Raw genomic sequence first — 19,933 nt, 5'->3', positions numbered from 1 at the left:
CGTGCGGCCTTCATGCGGCCGTCACACCGCCGTCATGTACGGGCCTCAGCCGGACGCCCGCTCCAGCAGACCGCCGAGGGAGTACATGCTGCCGCGGCGGCCCTCCGGCGTGGCGAGCCAGCGCACCTTCGCGGCCGTGCCCGTCTCCGGCACCGGGTTGTGCAGCACGATCGTCAGGTCCGGCCGGGCGGGCACGCGCAGCTGGGTGCTCTCCAGGTACAGAGTGCCGACCAGCGGGTGTGCGAACTCTTTGACCAGCAGGCCGCCGGGGCTCACGTCGCCGCGCGCCCACAGCTCGACGAACTCCGGGCTGGCCGCGGACACCTCGGCCACGATCTCCTTGAAGCCGTCGTCGTCGGGGCGCTCCGAGCAGGCGGCGCGGTAGGTGGCGACGACGCGGTGGGCGTTCTGCTCCCAGTTCGCGGCGCGGGCACGGTAGACGGGGTCGGTGAAGAAGTCGATCAGGCAGTTCTGCCGGATCTCCGGCCGGAAGCCCAGGACGTGGCCGGCCGCCTCGTTGTACGAGACGAGGTTCCAGTACGGGTCCATGATGTGCGCCGGGGACGGCAGCCAGCCGTCGATCAGCCGGCGCAGCCCGTCGCACAGGTACTCCGGGTCGTGCACGGACTCGGGCAGCGGCGGGTTCAGGCCGGCCAGGACGTACAGATGGCGGCGCTCGGGGCCGTCCAGCCTCAGCACCCGGGCGACGGCGTCGATGACCTGCGGCGAGACGGTGATCTGGCGCCCCTGCTCCAGCCACTGGTACCAACTGGCGCCCACCCCCGCGAGGACCGCGACCTCCTCGCGGCGCAGCCCCGGCGTGCGGCGGCGGGCCCCGCCGTCCGGCAGCCCCGCCTCGGCCGGCGAGACCCGGGCCCGACGGCTCATCAGGAACTCGCGCAGTTCCTCGCGCCGCCGCGGCCTGTCCCGGCCCTCGTACGGTGCAACGGTCACCATTCCCCCTCGTCCGGCCTTGCCCGGCCTCGCCCCGGGCCCTCTGCCTGGTGGTGCGACCACCACCATAAGCGCGCTCTCCCCACGGGTATTCCGCACGCCCGAGGGTGATCGCATGGCGATCGACTCCCTGCCCCGGACATCCGGCCCCGACACCTCCCCGGCCCCGGCCGGCGCCCGTATGACCACCCGCGCGAAGCTGATCCTGCTGGTGCTGTGCGCCGCGCAGTTCATCGTCGCGCTCGACTTCTCCATCCTCAACGTCGCCCTGCCCGCCCTCGGGGACGACCTGGGCATGGGCCAGGCCGACCTGCAGTGGGCGGTCACGGCCTTCGCCCTGCCCTCGGGCGGCTTCCTGCTGTTCTTCGGCCGGCTCGCCGACCTCTACGGGCGGCGGAAGCTGTTCCTGACGGGGCTGGCCCTGTTCACGGTGGCCTCCGTGCTGGCCACGCTGGCCTGGGACCCGGCGTCCTTCCTGGCCGGGCGGGCGCTGCAGGGGCTGGGCGCGGCCGTGATCGTGCCGACCGGGATGTCGCTGCTGACCACGACCTTCGCCGAGGGCCCCCAGCGCGAGCGGGCGCTGGGCATCAGCAGCACGCTGATGTCCCTGGGCTTCACCATCGGCATGCTGCTGGGCGGCGTGATGACCGACTGGCTGGGCTGGCGCTCCACGATGGGGCTGCTCGCGGTGGCGGGCGTCGGCGTGCTGCTGACGGCGCCGGGCCTGCTGACCGAGTCCCGGCGTGCCGACCGGCCGCGCCTGGACGTGCCGGGCGCGGTGACCGTGACCGGTGGCCTGCTGGCGCTGATCTACGCGCTGTCGACGGCGGCGCAGCGGGGCTTCGGCGGTGTGGACGTCCTCGTCACGCTGGTCGCCGGAGTGGTGCTGCTCGTGGCCTTCGTGGTGGTGGAGTCCCGGGCCGCCGAGCCGCTGGTTTCCCTGCCGATGCTGCGGCGGCGGACGGTGGCCTGGGGGAACCTGGCCGGGCTGATCACCTTCGCGATGATGACCACGGTCATCTTCCTCCTCACCCTGTACCTGCAGGAGGTGCTGGGGCTGTCGACGGTCCGCACCGGCCTGATCTTCGGCGCGCTGGGCATCTGCGCGGCCCTCTCCGGCATGACGGCCCCCAGGATCATCGCCCGCTTCGGCACCCGCGCCACGCTGGTGACGGGCATGCTGGTCCAGGCCGGCTTCACGGCCTCCCTGCTGTTCCTGGGCACGGCCTCGGGCGCCTGGCTGGCCCTGGTGGGCGCGTCGCTGGCCTGCGTCGGTCACATGTGGGCGATCGTGGCGTACGGCGTCACGGCCACGTCGGGGCTCCCGGACGGGGAGCAGGGCCTGGCCACGGGCCTGGTGACCAGCTCCCAGCAGGTGGGCATCACGATCGGCATCCCCCTGCTGAGCGCCCTGGCGTCGGCGGACATCGCGGCGCGACGGGACGCGGGGGCCGGCTTCGGGGAGGCGACGCTGGGCGGCATCAAACTGGCGTTGACAGTGGACACCGGGGTGGTGGCGGCGGTGGCCGTACTGGTGGCCGTCGGCCTGCGGCGTACGCGTGCGGGGCGCTGACCGGGGCTCCGCCCCGGACCCCGGTCCTCAATCTCCCGCAGCTACCGCTGGGAGGTGCCCCCAGACGGGCTGGATTTTCCAGCCCGTCCGGCGATTGAGGACAAGAAACGGTGAAAGGGCGGGTCAGGGGCACATCCCCCCACGCCCGCAGCCGCGACGGCGCCGCCCCCTACGTGGCCGGTCCGCGACAGCGATCAGCAGCCCACCCAGAATCGACATGTTGCTGAAAAAGGCCACCCGGTGCTGCATCCGCTTGCCCGGATCCTCCTCCGCCCAGTACGCGTGACCCGCCAGGGTCGTCGGCACCAGGCTGGCCGCCAGCGCCAGAGCACACGCGCGGGGCAGGATGCCGAAGGCGAGCAGCGTGCCGGCCCCCAGGTGCACGGCGCCGTTCAGGCGCACCAGCGCTCGCGCGTCCCGCGGCAGCCCCGGCACCCACTGCGCGATGGCGAGCGCCACGGGCGCGGCCGTGGCCGCCAGCGCCTCGGGGTGCTGGACGGTCCGCAGGCCGCTGCTGACGAACGCCGAGGCCAGCAGGGGACGGGCGATCCTTCTGACTACTGCCACCTGGCGTACGTTCCCGGCCGGCGCCGGGGGGAACCCCGGCGCCGGGGACATTCACTCCGCCGGGTCGGCCCCGGCCCGCACCGGCTCGACCAGCACGGTGACGATGCGGTTGCGCCGCCCCGCCGCGGCCTCGGCGGTCAGCCGCAGGGCGGTCAGGTCCGGGTCCTTGCCCCGCTCGGTGAGCTCGACGTCGGCCGTCGCACCGGCGATCGGCACCCGGCCCAGGGACTTGGCGAGCAGGCCGCCGACGGTCTCGACGTCCTCGTCGTCGAACTCCTCCAGGCCGTACAGCTGGCCCAGGTCGCCGATGTCGAGGCGGGCCGTGACCCGGTAGCGGCCGTCGCCGAGCTCCTCGACGGGCGGCAGCTCGCGGTCGTACTCGTCGGTGATCTCGCCGACGATCTCCTCGAGGATGTCCTCGATCGTGACGATGCCCGCCGTGCCGCCGTACTCGTCGATGACGACGGCGCAGTGGTTGCGCTGCTGCTGCATCTCGCGCAGCAGGTCGCCCGCGTTCTTGGTGTCGGGGACGAAGACCGCCGGCCGCATGGCCGTCGAGACCAGCTCGGACTCGGCGTCACGGCTGATGTGCGTCTTGCGGACGAGGTCCTTGAGGTAGACGATGCCCACCACGTCGTCCTCGTTCTCGCCGGTCACCGGGATGCGGGAGAAGCCGGAGCGCAGGGCGAGGGTGAGGGCCTGGCGGATGGTCTTGCCGCGCTCTATGACGACGAGGTCCGTCCGGGGCACCATCACCTCGCGGACGAGGGTGTCGCCGAGCTCGAAGACGGAGTGCACCATGCGGCGCTCCTCGTCCTCGATCAGCGACTCCTTCTCCGCCAGGTCGACCATGGCCCGCAGCTCCGCCTCGGAGGCGAAGGGGCCCATGCGGAAGCCCTTGCCGGGGGTGAGGGCGTTGCCGAGGAGGATCAGCAGCCGGGGCACCGGGCCCATGATCCGGGCGAGCGGCAGCAGGACGTACGCCGCCGCGGTGGCGGTGCCCAGCGGATGCTGCCGGCCGATGGTGCGCGGGGAGACGCCGACGGCCACGTACGAGACGAGGACCATCACGCCCACGGCGACCGTCAGCGCCTGCCAGGTGGCGTCGAACTCCTCCAGGCAGACGTAGGTGACGAAGACGCCCGCCGCCATTTCGCAGGCGACGCGCACCAGCAGCGCCAGGTTGAGGTAGCGGGTGGGGTCGGCGGCGACGGCCATGAGCCGGGCGCTGCCCCGCCGCCCCGCCCGTACGGCCTCCTCGGCCCGGAACCTGGTGGTCCGGGCGAGGCCGGCCTCGGCGCAGGCGGCGAGCCAGGCGACGACGATCAGCAGGACCGCGGCGGCGATCAGCCGGCCGGTCACGTGAAGGTGGGGGCCGGCGAGGGCCCCTCGATGCCGCGCTCGGCGCGCCAGCCGTCGATGATCGCGGCCTGGAGGCCGAACATCTCGGCCTTCTCGTCGGGCTCCTCGTGGTCGTAGCCGAGGAGGTGGAGGACGCCGTGGACGGTCAGGAGCTGGAGCTCCTCGTCCATGGAGTGGCCGGTCGGGGCCTCCTCGCCCTGCTTCTTGGCGACCTCGGGGCACAGGACGATGTCGCCGAGGAGGCCCTGCGGCGGCTCGTCGTCGTCCTTGGCCGGCGGGCGCAGCTCGTCCATGGGGAAGGACATCACGTCGGTGGGCCCGGGGAGGTCCATCCACTGGATGTGGAGCTGCTCCATGGCATCGGCGTCGACAACGATGACCGAGAGTTCGGAGAGCGGATGGATACGCATCCGGGTGAGGGCGTAGCGGGCGACATCGAGGATCGCCTGCTCGTCGACCTCCGTGCCGGATTCGTTGTTGACGTCGATTGACATGATTACCGGGGGTTACTTTCCGTTGCTGCGGCTGTCGTACTGCTCGTACGCGTCGACAATACGGCCGACCAGCTTGTGCCGGACGACGTCCTGGCTGGTGAGCATGGAGAAGTGGACGTCCTGGACGCCCTCGAGGATCTCCCGCACCTGGCGCAGGCCGCTCTTGGTGCCGCCGGGCAGGTCGACCTGGGTGATGTCACCCGTGATCACGATCTTGGAGTCGAAGCCGAGCCGGGTGAGGAACATCTTCATCTGCTCGGGGCTGGTGTTCTGCGCCTCGTCGAGAATGATGAACGCGTCGTTGAGGGTGTTGTGCGTCAGCAGGTAGTCCTGCGTGACGTACAGCGAGTCCTCGGCCGCGACCTGGATACAGACGGTCTCCTCACGGCCCGCCGGCTCGATGCTGTCGATGAAGCGCATCGGGCGGCCGCCGCCTCCGGCGGCGCGGTACGTGTCGCGCTTGCGGGCGAGGCGGAAGGGCTCGACGCCTTCGGGAAGGCGGATGTCGACGATGTGGGCGTCGCGGCGGTGGCTGACCTCGCGGCCGTTCGCCCTCCCCGGAGTCCGGCCCTCGGCCGCCCGGCGACGGCTGTACGCCACTCCGCCCAGCGACTGGACCAGCTCGATGACGTCGTCGCGGAGCAGGATCGAGGTCGTCGTGTACTGGATGCGGCAGGTGCGGCCGGACTGCGTGACGGGGCCGCCATCGGCGTCGAGCAAGCCCTGAAGAACGGCCAGGCGTACGTCGGCCGAGTTGCGCAGGTAGTCGTCCGGAATGACCTTCGAGTGCGAACGGGTGCCGAGCAGGTCCAGGGTGCGGAGCATCCCGGTGACCGGGTTCTCCAGGGTGACCACGTCACCCGGCTGCTTCACCCGGTTCAACGTGTAGTCGACACGGCCCTTCCAGCGGGCCTCGATGCCGGGCAGGGCGTCCTCCAGCGCCACCGCGAGTTCGGGGTCGGCGGTGGCGAACGAGGGGGTCGTGGAGCCGGTCAGGCACCCGTCACCGAGCAGCAGGCCGAGGGCATAGGGGTCCATGGGGACCTCCCGCTCCGGGAAACACACCGGCGCGGTCAGCATCGGCAGCTCGTACCGCCGGGACTGCGCGGCACGCAGGTTGCCAATCATCTCCTGGGTCTCCATGACCCGCCATGGCTTGTTCCGGCGCTTGTCCGAGGCCGTACGGACGGTCCACAGGTGCTCGCCGCAGCACAAGGTCCAAGAGCCGTCCTGGGCCGTGACACGGTAGATGTCCCTCTCGCCCTGCGGATAGACGCCGAGGACCGGAGTCGGCTCGCCGTTCGAGCCAACGACGAGATCACCGACCTGGAGGTCACCAATGGGGCGCCAGCCGTCCGGCGTCAGGACGTTCGTAAAGATGGGCTGGCTACGTCCCCGCATGTACGCCAGCGGCGCGACCTCGATCGTCCCGGCGGCCATCAGGCGCGGGATGGAGTCGGGGTCGAGCATGTCGTGCAGCGCGTCGTAGAGCGGCCGCAGATACGGGTCGATCTTCTCGTAGAGCGTGCCGGGCAGGAAGCCCAGCCGCTCGCCGGCCTCGACGGCGGGCCGGGTCAGGATGATCCGGTTGACCTGCTTGGACTGCAGGGCCTGGACCGCCTTGGCCATGGCCAGATAGGTCTTGCCGGTGCCGGCGGGGCCGATGCCGAAGACGACCGTGTGCTTGTCGATCGCGTCGACGTAGCGCTTCTGGTTGAGCGTCTTGGGGCGGATGGTGCGGCCGCGGCTGGAGAGGATGTTCTGGGTGAGGACCTCGGCGGGGGTCTCGGCCCCCTTCTCCTCGTCCTTGAGCATGGCGATCGAGCGTTCCACCGCGTCCTCCGTCATCGGCGCCCCCGTGCGGAGCACCAGCATCATTTCGGCGAAGAGGCGCTGGACGAGGGCCACTTCCCGCTCGTCGCCCGTCGCGCTGACCTCATTTCCCCGTACGTGGATGTCCGTCGAGGGGAAGGCGTTCTCGATGACCCGCAGGAGCGAGTCCCCGGAGCCCAGGACCGTCACCATGGGGTGCTTGGCCGGGACGGTGAACCGGGTGGTCGCCTGCGGTCGTGTGGGTGTCTGAGTCATGGGCCGGCTCTGAAGGCCTGCTCATCCCCTTCTTTCCTGCGTTCCTGCATCCGAAGAACCTTGGAATACCAAGGGTACGACGGTGTCCCCGGGAGCCCGAAGGCTTTTACGGACGGCGGAATCCCAGCGTGGGCACGGCCCGGCGCAGCGGCCAGGGGCGGCAGGCGGCGGGCAGCAGGCCGTCGAGGAAGGCGTAGCGGCGCAGGGTGGCCCGGGACTGGTCGTCGAAGGACTTCACGTGCTGCCACCAGGCGGCGATCTCCACCCAGCCGGGCGCGGAGAGCGAGCCCCCGAATTCCTGCACGGACAGGGCCGAGGTCAGCCCGGCGAAGGCGAGCCGGTCCGCGAGCGGCCAGCCGGCGAGGGTGCCGGTGACGAAGCCGGCCACGAAGACGTCCCCGGCGCCGGTCGGGTCGAGGGCCTCGACGACGATGGCGGGGACCTCGGCGCTCTCGCCGGTGCGCCCGTCCACGGCGTAGGCGCCCCGCTCCCCCATCGTCACCACGGCCAGCGGCACCTTGTCCGCCAGGGCCCGGGCGGCGGCGCGGGGGCAGTCGGTGCGGGTGTAGCGCATGGCCTCCTCGGCGTTGGGCAGGAACGCCTCGCAGTGCTCGAGGTCGGCCAGGTCGGCGGGGTCCCAGCGGCCGGTGTCGTCCCAGCCGACGTCGGCGAAGACCCGGCTGCCCCGGCGGGCCGCCCGTCCGATCCACTCCTCCTGGCGGCCCGGTACGAGCAGGGCCACGCAGGCGCGGGCGGCGGGCGGGCACTCGGGGGCGGGCTCCTCCGGGGGCGGGGCCTCGTGCCCGTGGGAGACCATCGTCCGCTCGCCCTCGTAGGCCATGGAGACGGTGACCGGGGAGTGCCAGCCGGGCACGGTGCGCGACAGGCTCAGGTCGATGCCCTCGCCGCGCGAGAGCGCCTCCCAGCAGTATTCGCCGTACATGTCGTCGCCGAAGGCCGCGGCCAGCGAGGTGCGCAGGCCCAGCCGGGCCAGGGCGGTGGCCATGTTGGCGATGCCGCCGGGGCTGGAGCCCATGCCGCGCGCCCAGGACTCGGTGCCGCGCACGGGGGCCGAGTCCAGGCCGGTGAAGATGATGTCGAGGAAGACCGGTCCGGTCAGATAGACGTCGGTCGCCGGGTCGCCCTCGCGGCGGACCTCGGCGAGGGGGTCGAGGACCGGCGCCGCGCCCTCGAACCGCTCGTCCCGGACGCGCTTGCCCTGGCTGCCTGCCTGCGGTGTCACGTGCGACGAAGAGACCGACATGCTCGCTCGTTGCTCCTCTCAGGGGTGCACGGGTGCGGGTCCGGACAGTCTGCCCGATCCTGCGGTACGTTCCGGACTATGAGGCTGACGATTCTCGGCGGCGGCGGCTTTCGCGTGCCTCTCGTGCACCGGGCCCTGTTGGACGACGCCCGGCGCGAGGCACCGGGACGCTGTACGGAACTCGTGCTGTACGACACCGACTCGAAGCGGTTGAGAGTGATCGCGTCGGTGCTGGCCGCGCAGGCCGCCGGGGTGCCGGGCGCCCCTGCCGTGCGCATCGCCGACGACCTGGACCGGGCCCTGGAGGACACCGACTTCGTCTTCTCCGCGATCCGGGTGGGCGGCACCGCCGGGCGGGTGCTGGACGAACGGATCCCGCTGAGCGAGGGCGTGTTGGGGCAGGAGACGGTCGGCGCGGGCGGGGTGCTGTACGGGCTCCGTACGGTGCTGGTCGCACTCGAGATCGCGGAGCGGGTCGCGGCGCTCGCCCCCAACGCGTGGGTCATCAACTTCACCAACCCCGCGGGGCTGGTGACCGAGGCGATGTCCGCCGTGCTGGGCGAACGGGTGATCGGCATCTGCGACTCGCCGGTGGGCCTGGCGCGGCGGGCCGCGCAGGCGGTGCACGCCGACCCGGAAAGAGTGATCTACGACTACGTGGGCCTCAATCATTTGGGGTGGCTGCGCTCCTTGACCCTCGACGGCGAGGACCTGCTGCCGCGCCTGCTGCAGGACGACGAGGCCCTGCGCACGCTCGAGGAGGGCAAGCTCTTCGGCGGCGAGTGGCTGCGGGCCCTGGGCGCGCTGCCCAACGAATACCTGCACTACTACTACTTCCGCCGCGAGACGCTCCGCTCGGTGCAGGAGGCCACGGAGACGCGCGGGGAGTTCCTCGACCAGCAGCAGAACGACTTCTTCGCCGAGGCGGCGGCCGCGCCGCACCGTTCGTACGAACTGTGGGAGCGGACCCGGCTGCAGCGCGAGGAGACCTACGGGGCCGCGAGCCGGGCCGCTTCCGGCGGCTGGCAGCGCGACAGCTGCGACCTGGACGGCGGCGGCTACGAACGGGTGGCGCTGGCCTTCATGCGCGGGGTGGCCGCGAACGAGGGCGCCCGGCTGATCCTCAACGTCCGCAACGGCACGACCGTGCCGGCGCTGAGCGCCGACGCGATCATCGAGACGGTGTGCGTGGTGGACGCCAAGGGGGCGCGCCCGATGCCGTGCGCGCCCCTGCGTGAGGACCAGCTGGGGCTGATGCTGCAGCTCAAGGCCGTCGAGCGGGCCACGATCCAGGCGGCCGTCCACGAGGACCACGACGCCGCGCTGCGCGCGCTCGCGCTGCACCCCCTGGTCGACTCCCCGGCGGTCGCGGCCCGCATCCTCGCCCGGGCCCAGGGGGCGCGCAGCTGACGATCAGAAGACGACCACCGAGCGCAGCACGTCGCCCGCGTGCATGCGCTCGAACGCCTTCTCCACGTCGCCCAGCCCGATCGTCTCCGTGACGAACGCGCCGAGGTCGAGCCGCCCCTGCTGGTGCAGGTCGATGAGCATGGGGAAGTCGCGCGAGGGCAGGCAGTCGCCGTACCAGGAGGACTTGAGGGCGCCGCCGCGGCCGAAGACGTCCAGGAGCGGCAGCTCCAGCTTCATGTCGGGGGTGGGCACGCCGACCAGGACGACCGTGCCGGCCAGGTCGCGGGCGTAGAACGCCTGCTCGTACGTCTCGGGGCGGCCGACCGCCTCGATGACGACGTCCGCGCCGAAGCCGCCGGTCAGCTCGCGGATGGCCTCGACGGGGTCGGTCGAGCGGGAGTTGACGGTGTGGGTGGCGCCCATGCGCAGGGCGGTCTCGAGCTTGCGGTCGTCGATGTCGACGGCGATGATCCGGGCCGCGCCCGCGAGCCGGGAGCCGGCGATCGCCGCGTCGCCGACGCCGCCGCAGCCGATGACGGCGACGGAGTCGCCGCGCCCGACCTGGCCGGTGTTGATCGCGGCGCCGATGCCCGCCATGACGCCGCAGCCGAGCAGTCCGGCCACCGCCGGGGAGACGCCGGGGTCGACCTTGGTGCACTGGCCGGCCGCGACGAGGGTCTTCTCGGCGAACGCGCCGATGCCCAGGGCCGGCGAGAGCTCGGTGCCGTCGGCGAGCGTCATCTTCTGCTTCGCGTTGTGCGTGTTGAAGCAGTACTGCGGACGACCGCGCAGGCAGGAGCGGCACTGGCCGCAGACGGCCCGCCAGTTGAGGACGACGAAGTCGCCGGGGGCCACCTCGCTCACGCCCTCGCCGACGGCCTCCACCACGCCCGCCGCCTCGTGGCCGAGGAGGAAGGGGAAGTCGTCGTTGATGCCGCCCTGCTTGTAGTGCAGGTCGGTGTGGCAGACGCCGCACGCCTGGACCTTCACCACGGCCTCGCCCGGTCCCGGGTCCGGCACCAGGATGGTCTCCACCCGGACCGGCTCGTTCTTGCCCGGTGCGATGACTCCGCGTACTTCCTGCGCCATGGTCAGCGCCCCACCCTTCTCGTCGCTGCGATGTCCGACATGGTCACGGTACGCCCAAGGATCTTTCTCCGCGCGTAGAGGACCCTTGACCGGCACGTGTCGAGCGCCTTAGCTTCGCGCTGCACCTTCCTTGTTACCCAGGAGTCACTAAAGTGTCGCTCTCCCTGAAGTCCACCCGCGTGCGCATCGCCGCCGCCACCGCCGCCCTCGCCGTCGGCGCCGGCCTCTACACCGCGGGCGCGGCCACCGCCGACCACGCGGTGCCCCGCACGGACAAGGAGATCCCGAACCTCACGCAGGTCCAGGAGAAGATCAAGGCGTTCTACGGCGACACCGTCGACAAGAACGGCCAGCACTACGCGTCGCCGGACAGCAACTACGCCAAGCAGGTCGCCGACATCGAGAAGAAGGCCAAGGCCCACCTCGAGAAGGTCGTCAAGAACCAGGCCCACGGCAAGAAGGACGCCAAGCCGGCCATCGTCCTCGACCTGGACGACACCACGCTGCTGACCTACAACTACGAGCTCCAGGTGGGCTTCCACTTCACGCCCGAGTCGCAGGACGCCTATCTGAAGTCCACCGACATGGCGCCCGTCTTCGGCATGCCCCAGCTCGTCAACTGGGCGAAGTCCAAGGGCATCGAGGTCTTCTACGTCACCGGCCGCGGCGAGCACCAGCGCGAGTGGAGCGCCCGCAACCTCAAGAACGTCGGCTACAAGCCCGTCGCCGACACGGCGCACTTCTTCCTGAAGAACAAGCAGAACCCGCCCGCCTACCTCGCGTGCGGCGCGAAGTGCACCACCGTCGAGTACAAGTCGGGCACCCGCAAGTACATCGAGTCCCGTGGCTACGACATCGTCGCCAACTTCGGCGACCAGCACAGCGACCTGCAGGGCGGCTACGCCGACCGCACCTACAAGCTGCCGAACCCGATGTACTACCTGCCGTAAGGCCCTGGGGCCCTTAAGGCCCTACGCCCGCCGCTTCGGCAGCGGGACGCGCATCAGGTCCCGGGCGACGGTCAGCTCTCCGTCGAAGCCGGCCGCCCGGGCCTGGCGCTCGAAGACGGACGGGTCGTCGTAGCGCTGCGAGAAGTGCGTGAGCACCAGGTGCCGCACGCCCGCCCGCGCCGCGACCCGGCCGGCCTGGCCCGCCGTCAGATGGCCGTGCTCGGTGGCGAGGGACTCGTCCTCGTCGAGGAAGGTCGACTCGATGACGAGCATGTCGCAGCCCTCGGCGAGGGCGTCGACGCCCTCGCACAGCCGGGTGTCCATGACGAACGCGAACCGCTGTCCGCGCCGGACCTCGCTCACCTCGTCCAGGGTGACGCCGCCGACGGAGCCCTCGCGCTGCAGCCGGCCCACGTCCGGTCCGCTGATGCCGTGCGCGGCCAGCAGCTCGGGCAGCATGCGCCGCCCGTCGGGTTCGATCAGGCGGTAGCCGTAGGACTCGACGGGGTGCGAGAGTTTGCGCGCCTCGAGGACGAACGCCTTGGTGTCGGCGAGGACCGCGCCGGTGCCGGCCACGGGCTCCTGGACCAGCTTGACCGTCTCGCGGTAGGCCGTGGCGTACCGCAGCCGTTCGAAGAAGCGCTGCCCGCTGGCCGGGTAGTGCGCGGTGACCCGGTGCGGCACCCGGTCGAGGTTGATGCGCTGGATCACCCCGGCCAGGCCGAGGGAGTGGTCGCCATGGAAGTGCGTGACGCAGATCCGGTTGAGGTCATGGGCGGCCACCCCGGCGCGCAGCATCTGCCGCTGGGTGCCCTCTCCGGGGTCGAAGAGCAGGCCCTCGCCGTCCCAGAGCAGGACGTAGCCGTTGTGGTTGCGGTGCCGGGTGGGTACCTGGCTGGCGGTGCCGAGGACGACGAGTTCGCGTACGGACATAGGGCTTAGCCGGGCGGCCAGTTGAAGCCGCGGCCGCCGAGGACGTGGGCGTGCGCGTGGAAGACGGTCTGCCCGGCGCCGGCGCCGGTGTTGAAGACGATGCGGAAGCCCTGGTCCCCGTTCTCCTGCAGGGCGACCTCGCCGGCCTCGCGCAGCACGTCGGCGGCGATCTGCGGCTCGGCGGCCGCGAGGGAGGCGGCGTCGGGGTAGTGCACCTTGGGGATCACCAGGCAGTGCACGGGCGCCTGGGGGTTGATGTCGCGGAAGGCGAGGGTCGTCCCGGTCTCCTTGACGACCGTCGCGGGCACCTCCCCTGCCGCGATCTTGCAGAACAGGCAGTCGGCCTGCGGTTCTCCCGCCACCGGTGGCTCCTCCCGGGTCGTCGGCTCGTACGGTCCGGATGTTACCGGTCCGTCCGTACGGCCGTGGCGACCCTCCCCGCTACTTGCCCTGCTGGTGGTGGCCCTGATCGCCGGGCTTGTCGGTGCAGTCTGCGGAGGAGGTGGGCTTCGACGGCGGGCTCGGGGGCGTGCCGCCGCCCGTGCGGGAGCAGTCGCCGAGGACGCTCACGGAGAAGACCGTCCTGCCGTCGACCTTGGCGGTCAGCAGGCCGCGCACGCACGCCTGGCCGCTGATGCCGGTGACCCGGCCGAAGACGATGATCTTCTTGCCGTTCTCGGTGCGCCCCTCGCAGTCGACGCCGACGGCGTATACCGGCTGGGTGGCGCCGCTCGCGTCCTTGCCGCCGCCCTCGGCCTTGCCCGTGCACTTCAGCCAGGCCACCTTGACGCCCTCGTGCTCGAGCGCCCCACTGGCCTGCCGCTGTGTGGTGACGGCGACGGTCGCCGAATCGAGCCCGCCGGCCGGGTCGCAGCCGGCGAGCGCCATCACTGCCGCCCCGGCGAGGGCCGCGGCACCCGCCGCGTACCGCACCCGGGGACGGACACGCATGCGCCCCAACGCACCCATGACGGCGAGTCTCCCACCGGCCCGGGCCGTGCGGAAGAACGCCCGTGGGCCACGAGCTGACGCTCCGTCGGCCGCCGCTCCGCCCCCGTCCGCCGGAATGGTCTGTGCCAACATGACAGGATCAACTCCGAGTTCGTTCGGAAACACAGGATTTATCGTTTCCGCACCCGAGTTTCACCTTCCCCCCTTACTCTCTCCCGCAGGGAGACACACACGCGCCCGGGGAGGCGCGTGAGGGGGAAGATCCAAGCGATGCCACGGCGCTTTCGTGGCGCTTTTCAGGGGGGACTTCTTTGCTCGCTTCCGTCTTCGTCTGCGCCGTCTCGCTCGCCCTCTTCTGGATGGCGGGCTTCACGCTGTGGTGGCAGATGCACGCCTGGCGCACGCCCGAGACGCTCGCGGGCACCCGCTTCGAGCCGGCCGGCGACGACGGCGCCCTGTCCTTCTCGCTGCTGGTGCCCGCCCGGCACGAGCAGGCCGTGCTGGAGCACACCGTCACCCGGCTGCTGACATCCACGCACGGGCGCTTCGAGGTCCTCGTCATCGTCGGCCACGACGACCCGGAGACCGCCGGGGTCGCCGAGAAGGTGGCGGCCGCCGACCCGGACCGGGTGCGGGTGATCGTGGACACCCACGAGAAGAAGAACAAGCCCAAGGCCCTCAATACCGCGCTCCCTCACTGCCTGGGCGAGGTCGTCGGCGTCTTCGACGCCGAGGACCAGGTCCACCCCGAGCTGCTCACCCACGTCGACCACGCCTTCCGGGCGACCGGCGCGGACGTGGTGCAGGGCGGCGTCCAGCTGATCAACTTCCACTCCAGCTGGTACAGCCTGCGCAACTGCCTGGAGTACTTCTTCTGGTTCCGCAGCCGCCTCCACCTCCATGCGGAGAAAGGTTTCATCCCCCTGGGCGGCAACACCGTCTTCGTCCGCACCGACGTGCTGCGCGAGGCCGACGGCTGGGACCCGGAGTGCCTGGCCGAGGACTGCGACCTGGGCGTGCGGCTCTCCAGCCGGGGCAAGCGCGTCGTCGTCGCCTACGACTCGGAGATGGTCACCCGCGAGGAGACCCCCGGCACCCTGATGAGCCTGCTCAAGCAGCGCACGCGCTGGAACCAGGGCTTCCTGCAGGTCTACCGCAAGAAGGACTGGCGGCAACTGCCCACCGTCGCCCAGCGCCTGCTCGCCCGCTACACCCTGATGACGCCCTTCTTCCAGGCCTTCACCGGTCTGATCATCCCGCTGAACATAGCGATAGCGCTCTTCCTCGACGTCCCCGCCGGCGTCGCCGTGGTGACCTTCCTGCCGGCCGTCACCATGCTGGTCACCTTCATGTTCGAGATCGTCGGACTGCACGACTTCGGCACGCAGTACGGCCTGCGCGTGCGGTTCGTCCACTACCTCAAGCTCATCCTCGGCGGCCCCTTCTACCAGCTGATGCTCGCCGGGGCCGCGGTCCGCGCGGTCTGGCGGGAGCAGCGGGGCCGCAGCGACTGGGAGCTCACCCGACACGTCGGCGCGCACCTCACCCGAGAGGACGTCACTTCGTGACCGCGACACTCCCCACCGCCGAGGCGGCCCCGCCCGCCGTCCGGCGCCCGGCACCCGTCTCCCCCGGCCCCCTCAGACCCGTCCTGCGCCTGCGCGGCTCCCGCCCGGACCTGCTGGTGTGCGGGGCTCTGCTGGCGGCGATCCTGCTGGTGCAGGGCTGGAACATCACCGGCTTCCCGGCCCTGAGCGACGACGAGGGCACCTACCTCGCCCAGGCGTGGGCCGTCCAGGAGGGCAGGGGCCTGGCCCACTACACCTACTGGTACGACCACCCGCCGCTGGGCTGGATCCAGTTGGCCCTGGTCACCTGGATACCGGCGGCCCTGTCCCCCGACGCGATGTCGGTCGCCCCCATGCGCTGCGCGATGCTGCTGATCTCGGCCGTCAGCGCGGTGCTGGTGTACGTGCTCGGGCGCCGGCTGGGGCTGCAGCGCTGGGCGGCGGGGCTGGCCATGGCCCTGTTCGGGCTCTCCCCGCTGGCGGTGGTCCTGCAGCGGGAGATCTTCCTCGACAACATCGCCGTGATGTGGATCCTGCTGGCCTTCTGCCTGGCCGCCTCCCCCCGGCGGCACCTGTGGCACCACTTCGGGGCCGGGCTGGCGGCGGCCGTCGCCGTGCTGTCCAAGGAGACGATGCTCGTCATCCTGCCCGCCCTGCTGCTGACCATGTGGCGGCACAGCCACCGTGACACCCGCAAGTTCGCCGTGACGGGCGCGGTCACCGCCTGCGGGCTGATCGGCCTGGCGTATCCGCTGTTCGCCCTGCTCAACCACGAGCTCTTCCCCGGCCCCGGCCATGTGTCCCTGATCGACGGCATCAAATACCAGATGAGCCGACCCGGTTCGGGCTTCGTGCTCGACCCCGGGTCCGGCTCGCACGGCGTGCTGCACTCCTGGCTGTACTACGACCGCGTCCTGCCGCTGTGCGGACTGACCGCCGCGGTGGTACTGCTCGCCGCCGCCCGCTGGTCCCGCACGGGCCGGGCCCTGGCCGGCCCCACCGCCGCGGCCGTGATCCTCGCGCTGGTCGCGCTGCGCCCCTCGGGCTATCTGCCGGCGATGTACGTCATCCAGGTCCTGCCCTTCCTCGCACTGGCCCTCGCGGGCGTGGCCGCCTCCGTGGCCGGCGCCCTGCTGCGCGCCCGCCCGGGCCAGGGGCCCCGCCGGCGGGCGCTGCGCCGCTCGGCGGTCGCCCTGCTGGCCGTGGCGGCCGCCGTGCTCGTCGTACCGCGCTGGTACGACGGCAACCGCGCGGCCCTGACCGTCGACGCCAACGCCCCCTACCGCTCGGCCGCCGAATGGCTGGGCGACCGGGGCAACGTCGCCGACCCGGCCCGTACGCGCGTCCTGGCCGACGACGGGATCTGGCTCGACCTCGTGCACGCCGGCTACCGGCCCGGCACCGGAGCCGTCTGGTTCTACAAGGCCGACCTCGACCCCGCGGTCAGCACGACCATGCCGAGGGGCTGGCGCGACGTGGACTACGTGGTCTCCTCGCCGACCGTCCGCCGTGACGCCACGACGCTGCCGCTGGTGAAGGCCGCGCTGGAGAACTCCGAGGCCGTGGCCTCCTTCGGCGAGGGCCCGGACCGGATCGAGATCCGCCGGATCAGGGCCGGCGCCCGGTGACGGGCAGCGAGACCACGGCCACCGAGCCGTTACCCCGCCCGGGGGCCACCGCGCCCCCGGGCCCTTCCGGCATCCGCCGCCGCACGGCCCGCACCCTGGCATCCGTGCCCACGTCCTCGCCCCTAGCCCGCATGGTCGCCTTCGGCCTCATCGGCCTGACGGGATTCCTGCCGAACCTCCTCGGGCTGAAGGTGCTGACCGGCGCGGGCCTGCACTACCTCCCGGCCGAGGTCGTCGCCAACCAGTTCGGCGTCGTATGGAACTTCGCCCTCACCGAGACGTTGCTCTTCCGCCACCGACGCGGCCACCGCCACTGGGCGGACCGCCTCGCCCGCGTCGCCCTCCTGGCCAACGCCGACCTGGTGCTGCGCATCCCGCTCATCGCCCTGTTCGTCGGCGGCCTCGGCCTGGGCGTCCTGCCCGCGACCGCGCTCGCGCTGCTCACCACGTTCGTCCTGCGCTACGCCGCCACCGAGGCGCTGGTGTATCTGCCGCGCCCCCGGCGCCGCCTCCGCCCGAGCCGCGGCGGAGGCGCACACCGCCGAGACCGCCGTCAAGGAAGGGACAAGTGATGGCATGGCATTGAGAGTCACCACGGGCAGACGCACCCGTATCCCCGGACGCAGGAGACGCACCCGGGCGGCCGCGGCGCTGCTCCTGGCCTCGAGCGCGTCCTTCGGACTGCTGCTGGCCGCGCCCGGCCCGGCGGAGGCCGGCTCGAACATGGTCGTCAACCCCGGCTTCGAGTCCGTACGGTCCTCCGACGCCCTGCCGACCTGCTGGGAGAAGTCCGGCTGGGGCGACAACGACTTCACGGTCACCACGACCGACCAGGCGCACAGCGGCGGCAAGGCCCTGTCCGTCTCCGTCACGCGCCGCGTCGACGGCGACCGCAAGGCCCTGATGGTCGAGGACACCTCCTGCGCGCCGAACGTGACGCCGGCCCATCAGTACGACCTCTCGCTCTGGTACAAGAGCACCACCCCGGACGCGACCATCACCGTCTTCCGCCACGACGTGAAGGCCGGCTGGCAGTACTGGACCGACCTGAAGACGCTGCCGGTCAGCGCCGACTACACGCGCGCCTCCGTCCGTACGCCCGTCGTCCCGCCCGGCACCGACCAGATCACCTGGGGCGTCTCCGTCCACGGCACGGGCACGGTCGTCTCCGACGACTACGACATGGAGGACGCCACCCAGCCCGCGGTCGGCGACACCTGCACCGCCGGTGACGCCTGCACCAAGGGCACCTGGGCGGTGATGCCGTTCAAGAACCCGGTGCGCAGCATGCACTCGGTCGTCCTGCACAACGGCAAGGTGCTGCTGGTCGCCGGCTCCGGCAACGACCCCGACATGTTCAAGGCCGGCACCTTCACGTCTGCGGTCTACGACCCGAAGACCGGCACCACGAAGACGATCCCGACCCCGGTCGACATGTTCTGCGCCGGCCATGTGCAGCTCTCCGACGGCCGCGTCCTCATCATGAGCGGCAACAAGGCCTATCCGGCGGCCGACGGCAGCCACGGCTACGAGGGCTTCAAGGACAGCTACATCTTCGACCCGGCGGCGGAGAAGTACGTCAAGACCAACGACATGAACGAGGGCCACTGGTACCCCTCGGCGACGATCCTCGGCAACGGCGACGTCATCAGCTTCGGCGGCCTCAAGGAGGACTCGACCGGCAGCGTCACCGCCGAGAAGTTCTCGCAGGCGCAGCAGAAGTGGCTGCCGCGCAACGAGGTCAACCAGACCTGGTCGTACTGGGGCCTGTACCCGTCCATGATCCTCATGCAGGACGGCCGGCTCTTCTACTCCGGCAGCCACGTCTTCGGCGACGGCACGCCCGGCACGGGCGCGTCGGTCTACGACTACGGCGCCAACAAGATCACCGACGTGCCGGGGCTGCAGGACAAGGACAACCGCGACCAGTCGATGAGCGTGCTGCTCCCGCCCGCGCAGGACCAGCGCGTGCTGACCATGGGCGGCGGCAACGTCAACCGCAACCCGGAGGCGAGCCGCCTCACGGACCTCATCGACCTCAAGCAGCCCAACCCCGTCTACAAGCCCGCTCCGCTGCTGCCGCAGGGCACGGTCGACCAGGGCCAGGGGCCCAAGCCGCAGACCGGCGGGCAGGGCAAGATGTACGTCTCGGCGGTGCTGATGCCCGACGGCAAGGTCCTGGAGACCGGCGGCGGCCTCCACGACCGGGCGGACCCGGTGTACGAGGCGAGCTTCTTCAACCCGCAGACCAACACCTTCCAGCCGGGTCTGGCGACGGACCCGATCCCGCGCACGTACCACTCCTCGGCCTTCCTGCTGCCCGACGGCCGGGTGATGGCGGTGGGCGACAACCCCGGCAACGGCACGTTCGACGACCACGTGTCGATCTACACGCCGCCGTACCTCTACAAGGGGGCGCGGCCGCAGATCACGTCGGTGGCGAACAACAAGTGGCAGTACGCCAGCACGCAGCGCGTGACGGTGGACCGTCCGGTGGTCAAGGCCGAGCTGATCCGCCCGGCGGCGGTGACGCACTCCTCCGACCCGAACCAGCGCTTCGTCGACCTGCCGATGACGGTCGGCGCGGACGGCACCACGATCGACCTCAACGTGACGAGCAACCCCAACCTGGCGCCGCCGGGCTGGTACATGCTCTTCGCCGTCGACGCGGCCGGCGTCCCGTCGGTGGCCTCCTGGGTCCACCTGGGCGGCCCGGAGGCCCTGGCCACCCCGATGGTGCACGACTTCGCGGGCAAGATGCGGCACGACGCGAAGGCGTCCGTCCCGGAGCCGGCGAAGAAGTCCCACCCCGTCTCCCCGCAGATCGCGGGCTGCGACCGCCACTACGGGGCGGAGAACGTGTGCGTTCCGACGGTCTTCCCGAAGACGGTCGCGGCGACGACGGCGGCCCGGTGCGAGTGGCTCACGGCGCACGACTACAAGGCGCTGCGGCTGAACGGCAAGGACGATCCGCTGAAGCTGGACCCGGACCGGAACGGCCGGGCGTGTGACTGAGAAGGCCTGAAGGCAGGCACCCAGTGCATCCGTGCCCCCGCGTCCGAACCGGGCGCGGGGGCACGTGCGTTCGTGCCGCCCGGCCTC

At 71.5% G+C, this 19,933-nt stretch carries 16 protein-coding genes and 1 pseudogene; 7 read left to right on the top strand and 10 right to left on the bottom strand.

Annotated elements, in window-relative coordinates; genetic code table 11:
- Positions 1–45: 45 nt before the first annotated feature.
- Entirely contained in the window at positions 46–957 is a 912-nt protein-coding gene (locus ACIGXW_RS21000; protein WP_071965905.1) for a helix-turn-helix domain-containing protein, read from the bottom strand.
- A gap of 112 nt (positions 958–1,069) precedes the next feature.
- On the opposite strand from ACIGXW_RS21000, the gene ACIGXW_RS20995 reads away from it, so the two are divergent.
- Positions 1,070–2,527 carry an MFS transporter gene (locus tag ACIGXW_RS20995; RefSeq protein WP_399574398.1) on the top strand — a complete coding sequence of 486 codons (1,458 nt, stop codon included), beginning with the start codon at positions 1,070–1,072 and terminating at the stop codon, positions 2,525–2,527.
- Positions 2,528–2,650: 123 nt separating this feature from the next.
- Here ACIGXW_RS20995 and ACIGXW_RS20990 read toward each other — a convergent pair whose 3' ends face one another.
- From ACIGXW_RS20990 to ACIGXW_RS20970, 5 genes are all read right to left on the bottom strand, one after another.
- The gene (locus ACIGXW_RS20990; RefSeq protein WP_399574397.1) at positions 2,651–3,094 is read right to left on the bottom strand and encodes a DoxX family membrane protein; all 444 of its coding nucleotides are present in this window, start codon (positions 3,092–3,094) and stop codon (positions 2,651–2,653) included.
- A gap of 51 nt (positions 3,095–3,145) precedes the next feature.
- Positions 3,146–4,456, bottom strand: coding sequence for a hemolysin family protein (locus ACIGXW_RS20985; RefSeq protein ID WP_399574396.1), 1,311 nt, complete (start codon positions 4,454–4,456; stop codon positions 3,146–3,148).
- The gene (gene ybeY, locus ACIGXW_RS20980) at positions 4,453–4,950 is read right to left on the bottom strand and encodes an rRNA maturation RNase YbeY (protein ID WP_229358006.1); all 498 of its coding nucleotides are present in this window, start codon (positions 4,948–4,950) and stop codon (positions 4,453–4,455) included. Before ybeY ends, ACIGXW_RS20985 begins: the two co-directional genes overlap by 4 nt.
- Before the next feature lie 12 nt (positions 4,951–4,962).
- The gene (locus ACIGXW_RS20975) at positions 4,963–7,038 is read right to left on the bottom strand and encodes a PhoH family protein (protein ID WP_399574395.1); all 2,076 of its coding nucleotides are present in this window, start codon (positions 7,036–7,038) and stop codon (positions 4,963–4,965) included.
- Between the two features lie 106 nt (positions 7,039–7,144).
- Complete coding sequence (locus tag ACIGXW_RS20970; RefSeq protein WP_399574394.1) at positions 7,145–8,302, bottom strand: carbohydrate kinase family protein; 1,158 nt, start codon at positions 8,300–8,302, stop codon at positions 7,145–7,147.
- Positions 8,303–8,380: 78 nt separating this feature from the next.
- Here ACIGXW_RS20970 and ACIGXW_RS20965 point away from each other — a divergent pair, with 78 nt between their 5' ends.
- Positions 8,381–9,712 (top strand): 6-phospho-beta-glucosidase, encoded by a 1,332-nt coding sequence (locus tag ACIGXW_RS20965; RefSeq protein WP_399574393.1) that lies wholly within the window; start codon positions 8,381–8,383, stop codon positions 9,710–9,712.
- A gap of 3 nt (positions 9,713–9,715) precedes the next feature.
- On the opposite strand, the gene ACIGXW_RS20960 is transcribed toward ACIGXW_RS20965, so the two are convergent.
- The gene (locus ACIGXW_RS20960; protein WP_360914733.1) at positions 9,716–10,801 is read right to left on the bottom strand and encodes an S-(hydroxymethyl)mycothiol dehydrogenase; all 1,086 of its coding nucleotides are present in this window, start codon (positions 10,799–10,801) and stop codon (positions 9,716–9,718) included.
- Between the two features lie 152 nt (positions 10,802–10,953).
- Between ACIGXW_RS20960 and ACIGXW_RS20955 the strand changes: the two genes are divergently transcribed.
- Positions 10,954–11,751, top strand: a complete 798-nt coding sequence (locus tag ACIGXW_RS20955; RefSeq protein ID WP_399574392.1) for an HAD family acid phosphatase — start codon at positions 10,954–10,956, stop codon at positions 11,749–11,751.
- A 21-nt stretch (positions 11,752–11,772) separates the two neighbouring features.
- On the opposite strand, the gene ACIGXW_RS20950 is transcribed toward ACIGXW_RS20955, so the two are convergent.
- The 3 genes from ACIGXW_RS20950 to ACIGXW_RS20940 form a co-directional block, all read right to left on the bottom strand.
- Positions 11,773–12,684 (bottom strand): ribonuclease Z, encoded by a 912-nt coding sequence (locus tag ACIGXW_RS20950; RefSeq protein WP_360914726.1) that lies wholly within the window; start codon positions 12,682–12,684, stop codon positions 11,773–11,775.
- A 5-nt stretch (positions 12,685–12,689) separates the two neighbouring features.
- Entirely contained in the window at positions 12,690–13,046 is a 357-nt protein-coding gene (locus ACIGXW_RS20945) for a histidine triad nucleotide-binding protein (RefSeq protein WP_399574391.1), read from the bottom strand.
- A 79-nt stretch (positions 13,047–13,125) separates the two neighbouring features.
- Positions 13,126–13,635 carry a hypothetical protein gene (locus ACIGXW_RS20940; RefSeq protein ID WP_399574389.1) on the bottom strand — a complete coding sequence of 170 codons (510 nt, stop codon included), beginning with the start codon at positions 13,633–13,635 and terminating at the stop codon, positions 13,126–13,128.
- Positions 13,636–13,946: 311 nt separating this feature from the next.
- On the opposite strand from ACIGXW_RS20940, the gene ACIGXW_RS20935 reads away from it, so the two are divergent.
- The 4 genes and pseudogenes from ACIGXW_RS20935 to ACIGXW_RS20920 all read left to right on the top strand — a co-directional run bounded on the left by ACIGXW_RS20935 (position 13,947) and on the right by ACIGXW_RS20920 (position 19,846).
- Positions 13,947–15,203 carry a glycosyltransferase gene (locus ACIGXW_RS20935; RefSeq protein WP_399574388.1) on the top strand — a complete coding sequence of 419 codons (1,257 nt, stop codon included), beginning with the start codon at positions 13,947–13,949 and terminating at the stop codon, positions 15,201–15,203.
- Positions 15,200–16,831, top strand: a complete 1,632-nt coding sequence (locus ACIGXW_RS20930) for an ArnT family glycosyltransferase (RefSeq protein WP_399574387.1) — start codon at positions 15,200–15,202, stop codon at positions 16,829–16,831. The genes ACIGXW_RS20935 and ACIGXW_RS20930 overlap by 4 nt, the downstream gene beginning before the upstream one ends.
- Positions 16,832–16,911: 80 nt before the next feature.
- A pseudogene (locus tag ACIGXW_RS20925) lies at positions 16,912–17,403 on the top strand (GtrA family protein); the annotation flags it as partial.
- Between the two features lie 4 nt (positions 17,404–17,407).
- The gene (locus tag ACIGXW_RS20920) at positions 17,408–19,846 is read left to right on the top strand and encodes a galactose oxidase-like domain-containing protein (RefSeq protein ID WP_399574385.1); all 2,439 of its coding nucleotides are present in this window, start codon (positions 17,408–17,410) and stop codon (positions 19,844–19,846) included.
- Positions 19,847–19,933 lie beyond the last annotated feature (87 nt).

The sequence above is a fragment of the Streptomyces sp. NPDC053079 genome (assembly GCF_044546695.1).
GTDB lineage: Bacteria > Actinomycetota > Actinomycetes > Streptomycetales > Streptomycetaceae > Streptomyces.
Note: the sequence above shows the minus strand (reverse complement) of the source record. Positions and strands in the feature narration are given on the sequence as shown.

Bases quoted from the DNA above. Each gene is read 5' to 3' on its own strand.
- ACIGXW_RS20995 (WP_399574398.1), top strand. From the start codon at position 1,070: ATGGCGATCGACTCCCTGCCCCGGACATCCGGCCCCGACACCTCCCCG.
- ACIGXW_RS20960 (WP_360914733.1), bottom strand. From the start codon at position 10,801: ATGGCGCAGGAAGTACGCGGAGTCATCGCACCGGGCAAGAACGAGCCG.
- ACIGXW_RS21000 (WP_071965905.1), bottom strand. From the start codon at position 957: ATGGTGACCGTTGCACCGTACGAGGGCCGGGACAGGCCGCGGCGGCGC.
- ACIGXW_RS20975 (WP_399574395.1), bottom strand. From the start codon at position 7,038: ATGACTCAGACACCCACACGACCGCAGGCGACCACCCGGTTCACCGTC.
- ACIGXW_RS20940 (WP_399574389.1), bottom strand. From the start codon at position 13,635: ATGCGTGTCCGTCCCCGGGTGCGGTACGCGGCGGGTGCCGCGGCCCTC.
- ACIGXW_RS20920 (WP_399574385.1), top strand. From the start codon at position 17,408: ATGGCATTGAGAGTCACCACGGGCAGACGCACCCGTATCCCCGGACGC.
- ybeY (WP_229358006.1), bottom strand. From the start codon at position 4,950: ATGTCAATCGACGTCAACAACGAATCCGGCACGGAGGTCGACGAGCAG.
- ACIGXW_RS20950 (WP_360914726.1), bottom strand. From the start codon at position 12,684: ATGTCCGTACGCGAACTCGTCGTCCTCGGCACCGCCAGCCAGGTACCC.
- ACIGXW_RS20970 (WP_399574394.1), bottom strand. From the start codon at position 8,302: ATGTCGGTCTCTTCGTCGCACGTGACACCGCAGGCAGGCAGCCAGGGC.
- ACIGXW_RS20965 (WP_399574393.1), top strand. From the start codon at position 8,381: ATGAGGCTGACGATTCTCGGCGGCGGCGGCTTTCGCGTGCCTCTCGTG.